The organism is Aquitalea denitrificans (genome assembly GCF_009856625.1).
Taxonomy (GTDB): domain Bacteria; phylum Pseudomonadota; class Gammaproteobacteria; order Burkholderiales; family Chromobacteriaceae; genus Aquitalea; species Aquitalea denitrificans.
On sequence record NZ_CP047241.1, the window covers coordinates 3,153,559 to 3,170,130 of the forward strand.

11 protein-coding genes are annotated in these 16,572 nt (G+C 60.6%); 4 read left to right on the forward strand and 7 right to left on the reverse strand.

Features of this window, described 5'->3' with window-relative positions:
* The first annotated feature begins 22 nt into the window (after positions 1-22).
* On the forward strand, positions 23-1,984 hold the full coding sequence (locus tag GSR16_RS14340; RefSeq protein WP_159878525.1) for an acetoacetate--CoA ligase: 1,962 nt from the start codon (positions 23-25) through the stop codon (positions 1,982-1,984).
* A 171-nt stretch (positions 1,985-2,155) separates the two neighbouring features.
* Positions 2,156-2,560, forward strand: a complete 405-nt coding sequence (locus GSR16_RS14345) for a hemerythrin domain-containing protein (RefSeq protein ID WP_159878527.1) — start codon at positions 2,156-2,158, stop codon at positions 2,558-2,560.
* Between the two features lie 88 nt (positions 2,561-2,648).
* On the opposite strand, the gene GSR16_RS14350 is transcribed toward GSR16_RS14345, so the two are convergent.
* The 6 genes from GSR16_RS14350 to GSR16_RS14375 form a co-directional block, all read right to left on the reverse strand.
* A complete protein-coding gene (locus GSR16_RS14350; protein WP_159878529.1) occupies positions 2,649-4,304 on the reverse strand; it encodes an ArnT family glycosyltransferase in 1,656 nt (551 codons plus the stop codon).
* Between the two features lie 105 nt (positions 4,305-4,409).
* Complete coding sequence (gene rpmE, locus GSR16_RS14355; RefSeq protein ID WP_045847109.1) at positions 4,410-4,625, reverse strand: 50S ribosomal protein L31; 216 nt, start codon at positions 4,623-4,625, stop codon at positions 4,410-4,412.
* Positions 4,626-4,902: 277 nt separating this feature from the next.
* On the reverse strand, positions 4,903-6,276 hold the full coding sequence (gene cysS, locus GSR16_RS14360; protein ID WP_159878531.1) for a cysteine--tRNA ligase: 1,374 nt from the start codon (positions 6,274-6,276) through the stop codon (positions 4,903-4,905).
* 164 nt (positions 6,277-6,440) lie between these two features.
* Positions 6,441-7,658, reverse strand: coding sequence for a 6-phosphofructokinase (locus GSR16_RS14365; RefSeq protein WP_159878533.1), 1,218 nt, complete (start codon positions 7,656-7,658; stop codon positions 6,441-6,443).
* Between the two features lie 236 nt (positions 7,659-7,894).
* The gene (locus GSR16_RS14370) at positions 7,895-9,580 is read right to left on the reverse strand and encodes a glutamine--tRNA ligase/YqeY domain fusion protein (protein WP_159878535.1); all 1,686 of its coding nucleotides are present in this window, start codon (positions 9,578-9,580) and stop codon (positions 7,895-7,897) included.
* Between the two features lie 143 nt (positions 9,581-9,723).
* Positions 9,724-10,578 carry a Kdo hydroxylase KdoO gene (locus tag GSR16_RS14375; protein WP_159878537.1) on the reverse strand — a complete coding sequence of 285 codons (855 nt, stop codon included), beginning with the start codon at positions 10,576-10,578 and terminating at the stop codon, positions 9,724-9,726.
* 297 nt (positions 10,579-10,875) lie between these two features.
* Between GSR16_RS14375 and GSR16_RS14380 the strand changes: the two genes are divergently transcribed.
* Both GSR16_RS14380 and GSR16_RS14385 read left to right on the forward strand, forming a co-directional pair.
* Positions 10,876-13,158 (forward strand): YgiQ family radical SAM protein, encoded by a 2,283-nt coding sequence (locus GSR16_RS14380; RefSeq protein WP_159878539.1) that lies wholly within the window; start codon positions 10,876-10,878, stop codon positions 13,156-13,158.
* A gap of 121 nt (positions 13,159-13,279) precedes the next feature.
* Positions 13,280-14,620, forward strand: coding sequence for an HD-GYP domain-containing protein (locus GSR16_RS14385; RefSeq protein ID WP_159878541.1), 1,341 nt, complete (start codon positions 13,280-13,282; stop codon positions 14,618-14,620).
* Positions 14,621-14,628: 8 nt separating this feature from the next.
* Here GSR16_RS14385 and GSR16_RS14390 read toward each other — a convergent pair whose 3' ends face one another.
* Positions 14,629-16,395: a SulP family inorganic anion transporter gene (locus GSR16_RS14390; protein WP_240902498.1), complete on the reverse strand. Its 1,767-nt coding sequence runs from the start codon at positions 16,393-16,395 to the stop codon at positions 14,629-14,631.
* Positions 16,396-16,572 lie beyond the last annotated feature (177 nt).

Here is a 16,572-nt window from a genome sequence, read left to right on the forward strand (position 1 = left end):
AACAAGATTAAAGAGGAGAATCATGGAGCAGCTCACCCCCCCGATCTGGCAACCATCCCCCCGGCGCGTGGCAGGCTCCCACCTGCATGCCTTTGGCAAACTGGCGGAGGCCGCATATGACCGCCCGCTGCCTGACTACCACAGCCTGTGGCAAGCAAGTGTGAACGACCCGGCCCGCTTCTGGGGACTGGTCTGGGATTATTGCGGCGTAATCGGCGACAAGGGCGATACCGTGCTGGAGCACGGCGACGATATGCTGGCAGCACGCTTTTTCCCCCAGGCCCGCCTCAACTACGCTGAAAACCTGCTACGCCGGGATGGCGAAGGCAGGGCGCTGGTATTCTGGGGTGAAGACAAGGTCAAGCGCGAGCTCAGCTGGCAGGCACTGCGCCAACTGGTATCCCGCCTGCAGCAAGCCATGCGGGCAGCTGGCATTGTGGCAGGCGACCGCGTGGCCGGCTTCCTGCCCAATATGCCGGAAACCGTGGCCGCCATGTTGGCCGCCACCAGTCTGGGTGCCATCTGGACCAGTTGCTCGCCGGACTTTGGCATAGACGGTGCCATCGACCGCTTCGGCCAGACCGAACCCAAGCTGCTGTTCTGCCCAGATGGCTACTGGTATGGCGGCAAAGAGATCGACATCCGCGACAAGATGCTGGCACTGGCCGATGGCCTGCCCTCGGTGCAGCAATTCATCGCCATTCCCTACCTGGGCGAAACCTCGGTATTTGCCGAAAGCCTGCCGCGTACCATTACACTGGCGGATTTTATCGCCCCGTTTACCGCGCAGCCGCTGCAATTTGTCCGGGTAGGCTTCAACCATCCGCTGTTCATCCTGTATTCCAGCGGCACCACCGGCAAACCCAAGTGCATCGTGCACAGCACCGGCGGTACCTTGCTGCAGCACCTGAAAGAACATCAGCTGCATGGCGATGTGCATCAGGGCGATCACCTGTTCTACTTCACCACCTGCGGCTGGATGATGTGGAACTGGCTGGTTTCAGGTCTGGCCAGCGGTGCCGCGCTGATGTTGTATGACGGCTCCCCGTTTGCCGCCCACGGTCGCGTGCTGTGGGATTACGCCCAGCAATGGCAGTTCAGCCATTTCGGTACCTCGGCCAAATACATCGACGGGCTGCGCAAGATTGATCTGATACCGGCGCGGGAGTACCGGCTGGATGCGCTACGCGCCGTATTCTCCACCGGCTCGCCGCTGATGGCAGAAAGTTATGACTGGGTGTACGCCAACATCAAGCAGGACATCAATCTGGCTTCTATCTCCGGCGGCACCGACATCGTCTCCTGCTTTGCCCTAGGATGCGCCACCTTGCCGGTATACCGCGGTGAGCTGCAATGCCGTGGCCTGGGCATGGCAGTGGACATCTATAACAGCCATGGCCGGCCGGTACGACAGGAAAAAGGCGAACTGGTCTGCACCCGCCCCTTCCCGTCGATGCCGGTGGGCTTCTGGCAGGACCCGCAGGGCAGCAAATATCGCCAGGCCTATTTTGGCCGCTTCGACAATATCTGGTGCCATGGTGACTATGCCGAAATCACCGCACACGGCGGGCTGGTGATTTATGGCCGCTCCGATGCCGTACTCAATCCGGGTGGGGTGCGCATTGGTACGGCAGAAATCTACCGCCAGGTAGAAAGCTTTGCCGAAATTCTGGAAAGCCTGGCCGTAGGCCAGCGCTGGCAGGACGACGAACGCGTGGTGCTGTTTGTACGACTGCGTGAAGGTTGCCAGCTGGATGAAGCGCTCGCGGCCCGCCTGCGCGAGCAGATCAAACGTGGTGCCAGCCCGCGCCATGTTCCGGCCCGCATCATTGCCGTGGCGGATATCCCGCGCACCATCAGCGGCAAGATTGTCGAGCTGGCGGTCAAAAACGTGATTCACGGTGAGCCAGTAAACAATCTCAGTGCACTGGCCAATCCGGAAGCGCTCAGGCTGTTTGCCGATCTGCCGCAGCTGCAAAGCTGACCCAATGCCGCAGGATTGAGCAGAACAAGGGCTTCCCGGTGGGAAGCCCTTGTCGCAAATACCGGACAATATAATGTACAGCCCACGGCAAGCCCGGCAGAATTGAGAGCCATCAAGGCAGCTTGCAGCAATGGTTGTAAACTATCGTCAATATCAGCAACAGGTTACAGCATGAAACGCAGCGCAGCCCTTACCCCCCTATCCCGCGATCACCACCACGCCCTGTCGCTGGCCATGCAGGCGGGCAAGGCAGCGCGTAGCGATGACCAGGCGCAATGGCAACATGTAGCCGATAGCATCAGACTGCACTATCAGCAAACCCTGCAAGCCCACTTTGCCGAGGAAGAACGCGCGCTGCTGCCGGCACTGGCCCAGGCCGGCAACACCGGGCTGGTACAACGCACGCTGGATGAGCATGCCCACCTGCATCAACTGATGCAGCATGCCGCGCTGGCCAGCCCGGCCATCCTGCAGGCCTTTGCCGATGCCATGACTGCCCATGTCCGCTTCGAGGAGCGCGAGCTGTTTGCTCTGGCCGAGAACCTGCCTGAGGTCATGGCGGCATTGCAGTCCTGACCCCAAGCTCCAGCATGCCCTGCAAATGAAAAAGGCCGGATGATCTCCGGCCTGCTGTTTGATTACGCCATGCCAGCCAGCTACAGGCCTAGTGGGCTGAACGCCGGAACAGGCCGAACAGCTCATATTTCTCCCGCGGTCTTGCCCCCTGCCACAACAAGGCCCAACCCGGTTCGGCCAGGCCCTCACTGCGCGAACGCATCAGCAACAGGTAGTCGCAAGGGCTGCTCTCTCCGGCTGGATACGCCACCAGATCGATCCCGGCATAGTAGTGCCAGCTGATACGCGCCATCATGTTTTGCCGGTCGGTGGCAATGCACTGCGTGTTGTCGGCCAGTACGGCGGGCAAGGCGCGGCGCATGCTTTCCACCACCGGGCGGTAACTCTTGGCCGCATCCAGCCACGGCAGCCACAGGGACAGTGCCAGCCCCCAGCACAAGGTAAGCCCGGCAGCCCAGTTGGTAATGGCTTGCCGGCCACGCAGATGGCTGCGGGTAACCGCCCAGACCCAGGTCATGGTGGCCAGCACGGCAAACACCGCTGCCAGCACGGAAACATGCGGCACATAGTAGGGGCTGAAATACTGTGCGCGCCCGGCCAGTCGCTCCGGCCAGCCATAGTTCATCGCCGCCCAGCCCGCCCAGATCAGCAAGCCGAATACGCCAAAAGCCATCAGGCCGAACCAGTTGAGAAAGGCAGCCGCGCCACGGCGCAGATTATCCAGCTCCACCGCAGCCAGCAGTGCCAGCGGCAGCAGCAGCGGCATGGCGTAATCCATGCTCTTGCGCTCGGAGAGCGTCAGCATGATCAGCACCACGGCAAAGAACATCAGTGGCAGCTGCAGCATGGGCAGCTCGTACTTGCGGTTGCGGTACAGCGTCCAGGCCGCCAGCGGCCAGGCCGGCCAGGCAAACCAGATGGTATTGAAGGTGTAGTAGCCAAAACCGTGGAACAGGCTGACCTTGCCAAAGCCATCCAACGGCCCGAGGGCATGATGTTCCCACCACAGACGGAACAGCACCGGATAGCTGCGGGACAACTCCAGCGGCCAGATCAGTGCCACCGGCAAGGCCACCAGCAAAGCCATGAACACGGTGATGGCATAGCGCTTGTTACGCCAGGCAGTGAAAGCCGGCAGGAAGAGTACCACCGCCCACACCAGCATCACTTCCAGCAGGCTGGCACTCAGGAACAGTGCGGCACTGCCTGCACCCAGGATGGCCCCGGCCAGTCCCGGCGAGCGCAGGGTGAGCGACAAGGCATAAAAGGCAGCGGCAAAGCCGGTAAAACTAGCCACCATCGGCGTCATCTGGTGGCCGGTGACAATCAGGCCCAGACAGCCAATCAATATCATCACCACGCTACGGCCATGCCGACGGCCAATCAGATCGCGCCCGGTCATGCCGGCCAGGGTGAGCCCAAGTGCCATGAACAGCGGTGTAGCCAGCCTGGCTGCATCGTGCGCCGGCAGCAGCCACGGAGAAAACAGCCGGGCCAGCCCGGCGGCCACCCAGTAATACAGCGGTGGCGACTCCAGGTAAGGCACACCTTGGATGGTAGGCAGCAGCCAGTTGCCGCTACGCAGCATGCCTTCCACTACCGCCATCACATAGGGTTCGTCCGGCTTCCACGGATCATGGCCGATGATGCCTGGCCACAGCCAGACAAAACACAGCAATAGCAGCACCCAGGGTTTTTCGGTGGGAACGGGAACGGTGGCGTTTTGCGGGGAGTACGTCAGCATCGAGGCGCGCGCCAGTCTGGAGAAAGCGTTATTTTAATGTGCAAGCACACGCAGCGGAAATGAAAAAAGGCAGCCAAGGCTGCCTTTTTTCCAAAGCTTACAAGCTTAGCGCTTGAAGAAGCCACCGAACTTCTGGTTGAACTTGTCGATACGGCCGGCGGTATCAACAATCTTCTGCTTGCCAGTGTAGAACGGGTGGCAGCTGGAGCACACTTCAATGTGGAAGGCGTCCTTGCCCATGGTGGACTGGGTGGTGAAGGTGTTACCGCAGGAGCAGGTAACCGCAACTTCTTTGTAGTTCGGGTGAATATCAGCGCGCATGATGAGCTTCCTTGGTTACGGGTACAGGGGTTTTGCCTGTACTACTTGGTGAAGCGGAGCATTATCCGCGCTTTATCAGCACTTGACAAGTCGCCCGAAACGAAAACGGCGACAGCCTTTGGAGCCGCTAACAAAACCCCCGCTCCAGCGTTGCGCCGCCTTGCCGTACGCCATGTACTGTCTGCGGCGGCGCGCCTTGGCCCGGGTTCTCTACGAGGTTTTGTTAGCAGCCCTTATCAGACTGCCGCCTTGGGTTCACCCGGCCAGCAATGCAGGCTCAGGCACGACGCCAGCTGGTGCCCTGGGCATTGTCTTCCAGCACCACACCCTTGGCGATCAGCTCGTCACGGATACGGTCGGACTCGGCCCAGTTCTTGTTGGCACGCGCATCACGACGCGCCTGGATCAGGGCTTCGATCTGCTCGGCAGTCAATTCGCCTTCACCGGCACCGGCCTTGAGGAATTCCTCCGGCTCACGTTGCAACAGGCCCAGCACACCGCCCAGATCCTTCATCAGGCGAGCCAGTTGTACATCGCGGCTCTTGTTGACTTCACCAGCCAGCTCAAACAGCACTGCCACGGCTTCGGAGGAGCTGAAGTCGTCGTCCATCGCCGCCTTGAAGCGCGCAGCGTACGGGTTGCTCCAGTCAATGCCCGTGCTTTCCGGCAGCGCCAGACCGCGCAGCGCAGTATAGAGACGGGTCAGGCCCTGCTTGGCATCGTTGAGGATGCTGTCGGTGTAGTTGACCGGGCTGCGGTAGTGGCTGCGCACAATGAAGAAGCGCACCACTTCGCCGTCGAAATGCTGCAGCACATCGCGGATGGTGAAGAAATTGCCCAGCGATTTGGACATCTTTTCGCCATCGACATTGATGAAGCCGTTGTGCAGCCAGTAATTGACATACTGATGGCCATGCGCGCCTTCGGACTGGGCGATTTCGTTTTCATGGTGCGGGAATTGCAGGTCTTCACCACCGCCGTGGATGTCGAAGTGCTCGCCCAGATGGTGGCAGCTCATCACCGAGCATTCGATATGCCAGCCCGGACGGCCAGCACCCCACGGGCTGTCCCAGGACGGCTCGCCCGGCTTGGCAGCTTTCCACAGCACAAAGTCCAGCGGGTCGCGCTTGTTGGGGTCGATTTCCACCCGCTCACCGGCGCGCAGCTTGTCCAGCGTACGGCCGGACAGCTTGCCGTAGCCTTCAAACTCGCGCACGGCGTAATACACATCACCATTGGGGGCCGGATAGGCCTTGCCATTGGCAATCAGTTGTTCGATCAGCGCAATCATGCCGCCCACATGATGGGTGGCGCGCGGTTCGTGGGTCGGCGGCAGCAGATTCAGCGCAGCGGCATCCTGGTGCATGTCGGCGATGGTTTCCGCCACCAACTGGTCCGGGGTAATGCTACGCTCCAGCGCACGCTTGATGATCTTGTCCTCGATGTCGGTGATGTTGCGCACGTAGTTGACATCGTAGCCGGAGGCCTTGAGCCAGCGGTAGATCACGTCAAAGGCCGCCAGCATGCGAGCATGGCCGATATGACAGAGGTCGTACACCGTCATGCCACACACATACATACGCACCTTGCCCGGTTCGATGGGATGGAACTCTTCTTTCTGGCGAGTCAGGGTGTTGTACACGTTCAGCATGATCTCGATAACCTGTGCTTGGGTAAAAGGGGAAATTGTAGCAGAGTCGTCAAGCCCCCGCGAAGCGCCTGCACACTGCCCGTCCTGCTGCGCGGAAAATGAAAAACCGGGCCAGTGCCCGGTCCCGAGTGACATCTGGTGACATCTGCCGCTAGCAAATGGGGTCACACCGGCGGCCATTCAATCCGGCGGTAATCCGGCAAGCCCTGACGGAAAGGCGGCATGCGCTCGCCCTCCATCAGCGGCAGCAAGTAATCCAGAAAAGCCTGGGTCACGCCATAGCCATCGGCGGCAATGAAATGCGGCGGAAAGGCCTTTTCCATGTCTCCCACTTCGGCCAGCGGAAAGTCGGCCACTTCCCAGCGGTATGGGTGATCGGACAGGCGGCGGATACCCGCCATCACGCCGCTGCGGCCGGCCTGCAGCCACTCCACGCCCTGCTGCCCCATCTGGTAAGCCTGCGCGGCATCGGTGGCCGACACCAGATGCCCGGCCGCGCGTTGCAGATAATCCACCTGCGCCACATGGGCGGACAGGCCGCGCTCTCGCTTGAGCAGCGCCGCCAGCCAGCTCCCCACCCCGCCCAGTTGCTCATGGCCATAAATGGCCGAAGCATTGGCCTCGGTGACAAAGCGTCCGGCAGCATCCACCAGGCCTTCTGCCACCGAGATGGCGCACTGGCCATGCTCCGCCAGACTGGCATCCACCGCGGCCAAAAATTTATCCTGATCAAACGGCACTTCCGGCAGCAACACGATATGCGGTGCCTGCCCGCCGTGAATGCGCGCCGCTGCCGGTGCTGCTGCCAGCCAGCCGGTATGGCGGCCCATGGCCTCCATGATGAATACCCGGCCGCGGCCCATGCTGATCATGTCCATGCCCACTTCCAGCATGGTGCTGGCCAGGAACTTGGCCGCCGAGCCATAGCCCGGGCTGTTGTCAGTCCCGACCAGATCGTTGTCTATGGTCTTGGGAATGCCGATCACATGCAGGGCGTGGCCGGTGTGGCGCTGGAAATCCGCCAGCCGGGCGGCACAGCCCAGCGAGCCGTTGCCGCCATTGATCAGCAGATAATGAATGCCGTGACGCGCCAGCACCGCTTTCATGCGCAGCCAGTCTTCAGGACATTCGTCGAAACTGCCTATCATGCGGCGGCTGACCCCAAAATGCCCGCCGGGCAGAAAACCCAGCCGGGCGATGTCGTGGTCGGACACGCCATCGGTATTCACCAGTCGGTCCTCCAGCAGGCCGGCCAGGCCATCGCGGGCGGCATACACCGAAATGCCCAGCTTGCGGGCGGTTTCAATCACGCCCTGGGCCGAGGCATTGAGAACGGCGGTGGGACCACCGGATTGCAGATACAGCAGGCGAGGCTGATTCATCACACTTCTCCGCAAAGCAAGACTGAATGGTTTTGATGCTAGGCAGGACAGGTGTAGCAGGCAAATTACATCACGCCAAAGTCGACGCGCATCAAATGCTGCGCTGGCGAAGCTTGTCAGTGCCCGCCTAACGGTGTAGCCAGATCAACAGACATGAAAAAAGCGGGCCATAAGGCCCGCTTCAGCGTTCTACCGCGCCAAGCAAGTCAGTACTGACTTGCTTGTTTGGGCAAAATTTACTTGCTCCAGTTGTCGCGCAGGCCAACGGTCCGGTTGAACACCGCACGTACACCTTGCTGATGGTCGTAACGGTCGGTGACAAAGTAGCCCAGGCGCTCAAACTGGAAGCGCGATTCCGGGGCTGCCTTCAGCACGGCGTCTTCCACATAGGCGGTGACGGTTTTCAGCGATTCCGGGTTGAGGAACTGGCGGAAGTCGACATATTCGCCATCTTCACCACGCACCGCATCCGGACGCGGCTCGGTGAACAGGCGGTCGTACAGTCGGACATCGGCTTCAATGGCATGTTCGGCCGATACCCAGTGAATCACGCCCTTGACCTTGCGGCCTTCCGGGTTCTTGCCCAGAGTGTCGTGGTCGATGGAGCACTTGAGTTCCACCACCTTGCCGTCGGCATCCTTGATCACTTCATCACACTTGATGACATAGCTGTAGCGCAGGCGCACTTCGCCACCGGCGGTCAGGCGCTGCCACTTGGGCGGCGGCACTTCGGCAAAGTCATCACGTTCAATCCAGATTTCACGGGCGATCGGCACATCGCGCTCGCCAAATTCCGGGTGATGCGGATGGAAAGGTGCGCTGCGGCTGGCGGTGACGGCGGCGTCAAAGTTGGTGAGGGTCACCTTGATCGGGTCCAGCACGGCCATCACACGCGGCGATTCGTTTTCCAGCATCTCGCGTACGGCGCCTTCCAGCACGCTCATGTCGATGATGTTTTCACCCTTGGATACGCCAATGCGCTGAGCAAACAGGCGAATGCCGGCCGGGCTGAAACCGCGACGACGCATGCCTTCGATGGTGGGCATGCGCGGGTCATTCCAGCCATCCACCAGGCCGTCGGTCACCAGCGCCTGCAGCTTGCGCTTGGAGGTGAGCGCGTACAGCAGTTCCAGACGGGAGAATTCGTACTGGCGCGGGTGGCAAGGAATGGTGATGTTGTCCAGCACCCAGTCGTACAGCGGGCGATGGTCTTCGAACTCCAGCGTGCACAGGCTGTGGGTGATGCCTTCCAGCGCATCGGAGATGCAGTGGGTGTAGTCGTACATCGGGTAGATGCACCACTTGTCGCCGGTACGGTGGTGATGTGCGCGTCGGATGCGGTAGATCACCGGGTCGCGCAGGTTCACGTTGCCGGAAGCCATGTCGATTTTCAGGCGCAGGGTCTTGCTGCCGTCCGGGAATTCGCCGTTACGCATGCGGGTGAACAGGTCGAGGTTCTCTTCCACGCTACGGTCGCGGAAGGGGCTGTTCTTGCCAGGCTCGGTCAGGCTGCCGCGATAGGCGCGCATTTCCTCGGCGTTCAGGTCGCAGACAAAGGCCTTGCCCGACTTGATCAGTTCTACGGCATAGTCGTACAGCGCATCGAAGTAATCCGAGGCGAAACGGACATTGCCATCCCACTGGAAACCTAGCCATTCCACGCTGTCCTTGATGGACTGCACGAATTCGTCCGACTCTTTTTCCGGATTGGTGTCGTCCATGCGCAGATTGCACTTGCCCTGATAGTCTTCGGCCAGACCGAAGTTCAGACAGATGGATTTGGCATGGCCCACGTGCAGATAGCCATTGGGCTCCGGCGGGAAGCGGGTGACGATGGCGCTGTGCTTGCCCGAAGCCAGGTCCTCGTCAATGATGTTGCGAATGAAGTTGCTGACTACTGGCGCGTTGTTTTCCGTGCTCATGATTCTGGCTGCAGACTGATTGAAAGCAATCGGTGATTGTAACCGATTTGCCCTTGCTGGGGAGAGGCAGTCCCGGCATAGCCGGTTTTGCCGGGGAAAAGCAGGCAGACCGGCGCTTGGCGCTGCCGTCCGCCTGCCGCGGTTTACAGCAGGGTGCGTCCGGTGATTGCCTGCAATTCGGCCAGCGGTGAGCGTGCCGGGTCGGCCATGTCCTGCGCGGCCAGCCAGAATGTCTGTTCCAGCATGAACTGGCCGGACATCACCGCATGCGAAGCATGGTCGGAGAAACACACCCAGCCGCAGCCGGGCGGAAACGGCATGGTTTCCTGCGGGCAGGTGCGCTGGTAGTCCATGTCCGCCTTCATCGCATCATGCAGATGCAGCATCAGGTGGTCGTAGGCGCTGCGCTTGCGCTTGGTGATTTTCAGCGCCGCCATCAGCGCCGCCGATCCCGGCCACTGGCGCGGAATGCGCGGCAACATGCGCCGTGCCATGTCGGCAAACGGCTCGCCCACCCGCCATACGCGCGGTTCACCATTGGGATTGGCATTGTAGAACACACGCAGGATGCGCTCGCCATAAGTGGGGCGGGATGGGAAGGCATCCACATGCAGACGGCTGTCGTCCTTGCGCCAGGAAGTCTGGCGATTTTCCACCCGCATCAGGCGGAGGCTGGTGGGCGCGGCGCGCAGTTTGCCACGGTATTCCGGCAGCAACTGCTCGACCAGAGCAAAGGCGCTGTCGCGATAACGGGCAATCAAGGCACGCACTGCGGCTTCGTTGGCGGGGTCGGCCACGCCATGCAGCTTGCCACCGGCTTGCGGCTCCAGGCTGATGTTCTTGCGTTTCAGGTCGGCAATGGCCGGGTTCAGCAAGGCCAGTTCGGTCGGCTGGATGGCAAACTCCAGCTGCGGCAAATACAGCACCTTGCCGCTTTCCAGTGCGGCTACCTGGGATTGATAGGGTTTTGCGTCCAAACGGACAATCTGACTGCTCATGTGCAACGTTTCCTGTGCAGTGTGTCGGTGATGTGAAGCAAAACAACACATCGTCATGACAAACGGAGACCAGCAGCAAGGGTACGCCAAACCGTGGCTGCGGTCACACTCCGGCAGCCGTTACAACATGGCAAAGCCGGCAAACAACTGATTTCAACGGAAAATATTGTCTCCCACCCCTATTGACAACATGGCAATTCGCCATTAAAAACAACAATTTATGCTGATAAAAATCCAAAAGTACGGCATAATGACCGGTTGCTTATCCACCTGCGCCACCAGCCGCTTTCATTCAGCATGACGACACAGCCAGCCGCCGCCAAACCGATTACCTCTTACCGCAAGTACTGGGCCAGCCGCTTTGGCACTGCCCCTTTCCTGCCGATGAGCCGCGCCGAAATGGACCAGCTGGGCTGGGATTCCTGTGACATCATCCTGATTTCCGGCGACTGCTATATCGACCATCCCAGCTTCGGCATGGCGCTGGTGGGCCGTTTGCTGGAAGCCCAGGGCTTCCGCGTCGGCATCATTGCGCAGCCGGACTGGCAGTCGGCCGAACCGTTCCGGGCACTGGGCAAGCCCAACCTGTTTTTTGGCGTCACCGCCGGCAATATGGATTCGATGATCAACCGCTACACGGCTGACCGTCGTCCGCGCTCGGATGATGCCTACACCCCCAATGCCGAACCGAACAAGCGCCCGGACCGTGCCGTCACCGTGTATGCCCAGCGCTGCCGCGAAGCCTATCCCGGCGTGGGGGTGATGATTGGTTCCATCGAAGCCAGCCTGCGCCGCATCGCCCACTTCGACTACTGGAGCGACAAGGTCCGTCAGTCGGTGCTGATCACCTCCAAGGCCGACATCCTGCTGTATGGCAATGCCGAACGCGCCTTGGTGGAAATTGCCCATCGCGCCGCCAAGGGCGAAAAGCTCTCGGAAATGCGTGATATCCGCGGCACCGCCTTTGTGGTACAGCAAGGTTGGCTGCCGGATGCAGAATGGCAGGAAATGGATTCCAGCGTGGTGGATACGCCGGGCAAGGTTGACGTACACCTGAACCCGTATCAGGAAATCCCGGAGCAGGCCGCTGAAGCCACCAAGGGCAGCGACCCGACTGCGCCGCAGGTGATCCGCATCGAATCGCGTGAAGAGCGTCTGGCCAAACGCCGTGCCGAACGGGCCAAAACCGTCATCCGCATTCCGGCCTACGAGGCCGTGGCCCACGACCCGGTGCTGTATGCACACGCCAGCCGCACCCTGCATCTGGAATCCAACCCCGGCAATGCCCGTGCCCTGGTGCAGTTGCACGGCAGCCGCGATGTATGGCTGAACCCGCCGCCCATTCCGCTGACCACCGAGGAAATGGACTTCGTCTACGGCCTGCCCTACGCCCGCAATCCGCACCCGTCCTATGGCAATGCACATATTCCGGCGTGGGAGATGATCAAGTACTCGGTCAACATCATGCGCGGCTGTTTTGGCGGCTGTACTTTCTGCTCCATCACCGAGCACGAGGGCCGCATCATCCAGAGCCGTTCGGAAGAATCCATCCTGCACGAGATCGAGGAAATCCGCGACAAGACGCCGGGCTTTACCGGCCACATCTCCGACCTGGGCGGCCCAACGGCTAATATGTACCGCCTGTCGTGCAAGGACCCGAACATCGAGCGCTCCTGTCGCAAGTTGTCCTGTGTATTCCCGGACATCTGCGAGAACCTGGGTACCGACCACAGCCATCTGATCCAGCTGTACCGCAAGGCGCGTGCCTTGCCGGGCGTGAAGAAGATCAACATCCAGTCCGGCCTGCGTTACGACCTGGCGGTGCGTTCGCCCGAATACATCAAGGAACTGGTGCAGCACCATGTGGGCGGCTATCTGAAAATTGCCCCGGAACACACCGAAGACGGCCCGCTGTCCAAGATGATGAAGCCGGGCATGGGCGCTTACGACAAGTTCAAGGAACTGTTCGAACGCTTCAGCCGCCAGGCTGGCAAGGAGCAGTACCTGATTCCCTACTTCATCGCCGCCCACCCCGGCACCAGCGATGAGGACATGATGAATCTGGCGCTGTGGCTGAAGAAGAACAACTTCCGTCTGGATCAGGTGCAGACCTTCACCCCGACCCCGATGGCCATGGCCACCACCATGTGGCATACCCGCCGTAATCCGCTGAAAAAGCTGAGCCGCAGTTCGGAAAAGGTGGACGTGGTACGCGACGGCTATCGCCGCAAGCTGCACAAGGCCTTCTTGCGCTATCACCACCCGGACAACTGGCAGATCATTCACGATGCGCTGATAGACATGGGCCGCCGCGACCTGATCGGCCACAGCAAGCACTGCCTGATTCCACCCACGCCGCCGGGTGACAAGGCGGCAGCCATCCGCCATCGCATGGGTGCGCCGGGAGCACGCCCGCAAACCGGCAAACCGGCAGCAGGACGCCCGGGCAGCAAGCCGGCGGCAACACACGGCAAGCCGATGGGTGGCCGTCCACAAGCCACTGGCCGTCCGGGTGCCAAACCCGGCAGCAAGCCGGCGGGTACTGGCACAGGCAATCCCCGCAGCAAGAACAAGCGCTGACAACGGGGCACCCTTGCTTGCAACAACGGCATCGTGATCTGACGATGCCGTTTTTTATTGGGCAGAGCCCGTGCGCAAAGGCTAAAGTAGCAGCCAAACGCATTCAATACAGGACAGGCGCATGAGGGCTTCACTCAAGCTGGCGGAACTGCTGGGCTCGCTCAGCTACGCACTGGATATCACCGAAGGCCAGCCAGAAGGCCATTGCGTACGCAGCTGCTGGATAGGCATGCACATTGGCCGTGCCATCGGGCTGGACAGCCAGTCACTGTGGGAACTGTACTACGCCATTTTGCTGAAGGATCTGGGCTGCAGCAGCAATGCCGCCCGCATCAGCGCGCTGTACCTGGTAGACGACCGCCAGTTCAAGCAGGACTTCAAGCAGCTGGGTAGCAGCCTGCCGGACAAGCTGGGTTTTGTGCTCAACCATACCGGCCGCCACGCCGGCTGGTCGGAACGGCTGGCCTCCATCACCCATATTCTGCGCAATGGCAAGGAAATTGCCGACGAACTGATCCAGACCCGCTGCTACCGCGGTGCCGACATCGCGCGTCAGCTGCGCTTCAATGAAAACGTGGCACGGGGAATCCAGTCACTGGACGAGCACTGGGACGGCTCTGGCCGGCCGCTGGGTTTGCAGGGTGAGGCCATTCCGCTCAATGCCCGCATTGCCCTGCTGGCGCAGGTCATCGATGTATTCCATATCACCAGCGGCCGCGACGGTGCCGTGGCCGAGGCACAGCAGCGCGCCGGCCACTGGTTTGATCCCACGCTGGTGGCCTGCTTTGCCAGTGTGGCCCAGGACGAAACCTTCTGGCAGGTGCTGGAATCTGCTGCAGTCGATCAGGCGGTACTGGCACTGGAACCGGCCCAGCATCAGGTGGAGGTGGATGAAGATTATCTGGATGAAATTGCCGAAGGCTTCGGCCAGGTGGTCGACTCCAAAAGCCCCTTCACCGCCGGTCACAGCCAGCGGGTAGGCCATTATGCCGACCGTATCGCCGCCACCCTGGGCCTGGATGATGCACGCCGGCGCTGGCTCAAACGCGGTGCCCTGCTACACGACGTGGGCAAGCTGGGGGTGAGCAACCGCATTCTGGACAAACCCGGCAAGCTGGATGCCGAGGAATGGGCCGCCGTGCAAAAACACGCCAGCTACACCCACGCCATCCTTGGCCGCATGCAGGTGTTTGCCGAACTGGCCGATGTTTCCGCCGCCCACCATGAACGACTGGATGGCAAGGGTTATCCACGCGGTCTGGCAGGCGACGCCATCACACTGGAAACCCGCATCATCACCACCGCCGACATTTTTGATGCCATCAATGCCGAGCGCCCTTACCACCCGGCCACACCGGTGGCCAAAACACTAGAGATCATGCAGCAGAACCTGCATGTCGCCATCGATCCGCACTGCTTCGAGACCTTGCAACAGGTGCTGCGCGAAGAGGGTCAGCTCTAAGCCTGCGGCTAGCCCCACACCACACCGCTGGTCAGCAACTGTTCGGCACGCTGCAAGGCAGCGGCCAAGTCCGGCTGCAGGTTGTCCGCGCCCAGATCATCCACCAGCCGCGAGCCCTTGAGCATGTCCAGCACCTCATCGGTCGCACCACACAAAATCAGCGTCTTGCCCTGCACCCGCAGCTTGTCGTTCAGACTGTCCAGCGCCAGCAGACCAGTGGTATCCAGCATCACCAGCCGGTGCAACTGCAAAATGATGACGCGCGCCTGCTCGGCCTGCTGGTGAATGATTTCCACACTGTCCGCCGCGCCGAAAAACAGTGCACCCTCCACCCGGAAAGCCGCACAACCATCCGGCACATGCTTGCCGGCTATGGTGTGGCGCTCGAACAACTGCGCATATTCGGGCAACAAACGGTTGACCGAGGTGTGGCTGGCCATGCTGCGGATAAAGAACACAGCCGCCATCAACAGACCAATCTGCACCGCCACCGTCAGGTCAAACACCACGGTCAGCACAAAGGTGACAATCAACACTGCGGTATCGCGCTTGGGAAACTGGAAGGCCTTGCGGATATCCCAATCCCCCATTTTCAGCGCCACCGAAATCAGGATGGCCGCCAGCACCGCCAGGGGAATGCTGGCCGCCAGGGGCGCAGCTACCAGCAAAATCAACAACAGCAACAAGGCATGCACCATGGCAGCCACCGGGCTTTTGCCACCATTGCTGATATTGGTGGCAGTGCGTGCCACCGCTCCGGTCGCCGGAATGCCGCCAAAAAACGGGGCCACCATATTGGCAATGCCCTGACCGATCAGCTCCTGATTGGAGTCGTGCTTGTCAGACGTCATGCTGTCGGCCACCACCGCACACAGCAGTGACTCGATGGCCCCCAGCAGGGCAATGGTAAAAGCCGGTGCCAGCAGGTCGGACAGATGGGTCGGGTCCAGATCCAGCCCGCCAAAGCTGGGCAAGCCTTGCGGAATGCCACCGAACTTGCTGCCCAGCGTGGCCACCGGCAGGCTGAACAAGGCCGTAGCCAGCGTCGCCAGAATCAGCGCGACAAAAGGCGCGGGCAACAGGCGGTTGAGTCTCTTCGGCCATAGCAGGATAAGCAACAAGCTGGCCCCGGACAGCAGCAAGGTCGGCCAGTGGAAATTGCCCAGTTGCTCACGCAATACCTGCATCACCGCAAAGAAGCCCGCCGGCATCTTTTCCACCGGCAGGCCAAAAAAGTCTTTCAGCTGGGTGAGGAAAATCAGCACCGCAATGCCATTGGTAAAACCAGTAATCAGCGGTAACGGAAAAAAGCGGATCACCTGCCCCAGCCGGAAAATGCCCATCAACACCAGCATCACGCCGGACATGAAGGTGCAGATCAGCAGGTTGGCCACGCCATACTTGGCCACAATGCCGTAGATGATGACGATGAAGGCCCCGGTAGGCCCGGTAACCGACAAGCGGCTTCCCCCCAGCACTGCAGCAAGAAAACCGGCAATCACGGCAGTGAAAATGCCCGCCTGCGGTGTGACGCCGCTAGCCATGGCAAAGGCCATGGCCAAGGGCAAGGCGACAATGCCGACAGTAATGCCCGCCATGATGTCATCGCGCAGCAACTGGCGGTTATAGCTTTTCAGGGTATCAACAAGACGAGGGCGAAAACCCGTACTTAACATGGTGCGACTTTCAGTGATGGCAAGCTGCAGCAAAGAGTGCCGTGCTTGCGCGTTTGTATTGCCATCATCGACGCCGGCCTCGCGCAGTGCAAGTGACACGTGCCATTCAGGCACTCTTCTGCGGCCTGTGCAGCCATGGCAGAGGCATATCGACACCCCTATTCAACAGGCGTAGCATGGTTTCAAGACCACTTCAGCATGAGGGGAAAACATGACGCAAGACAAGAATATCGATCCCGCCATCACTGCGCTTACCGATACAGAAACTGCCACCGA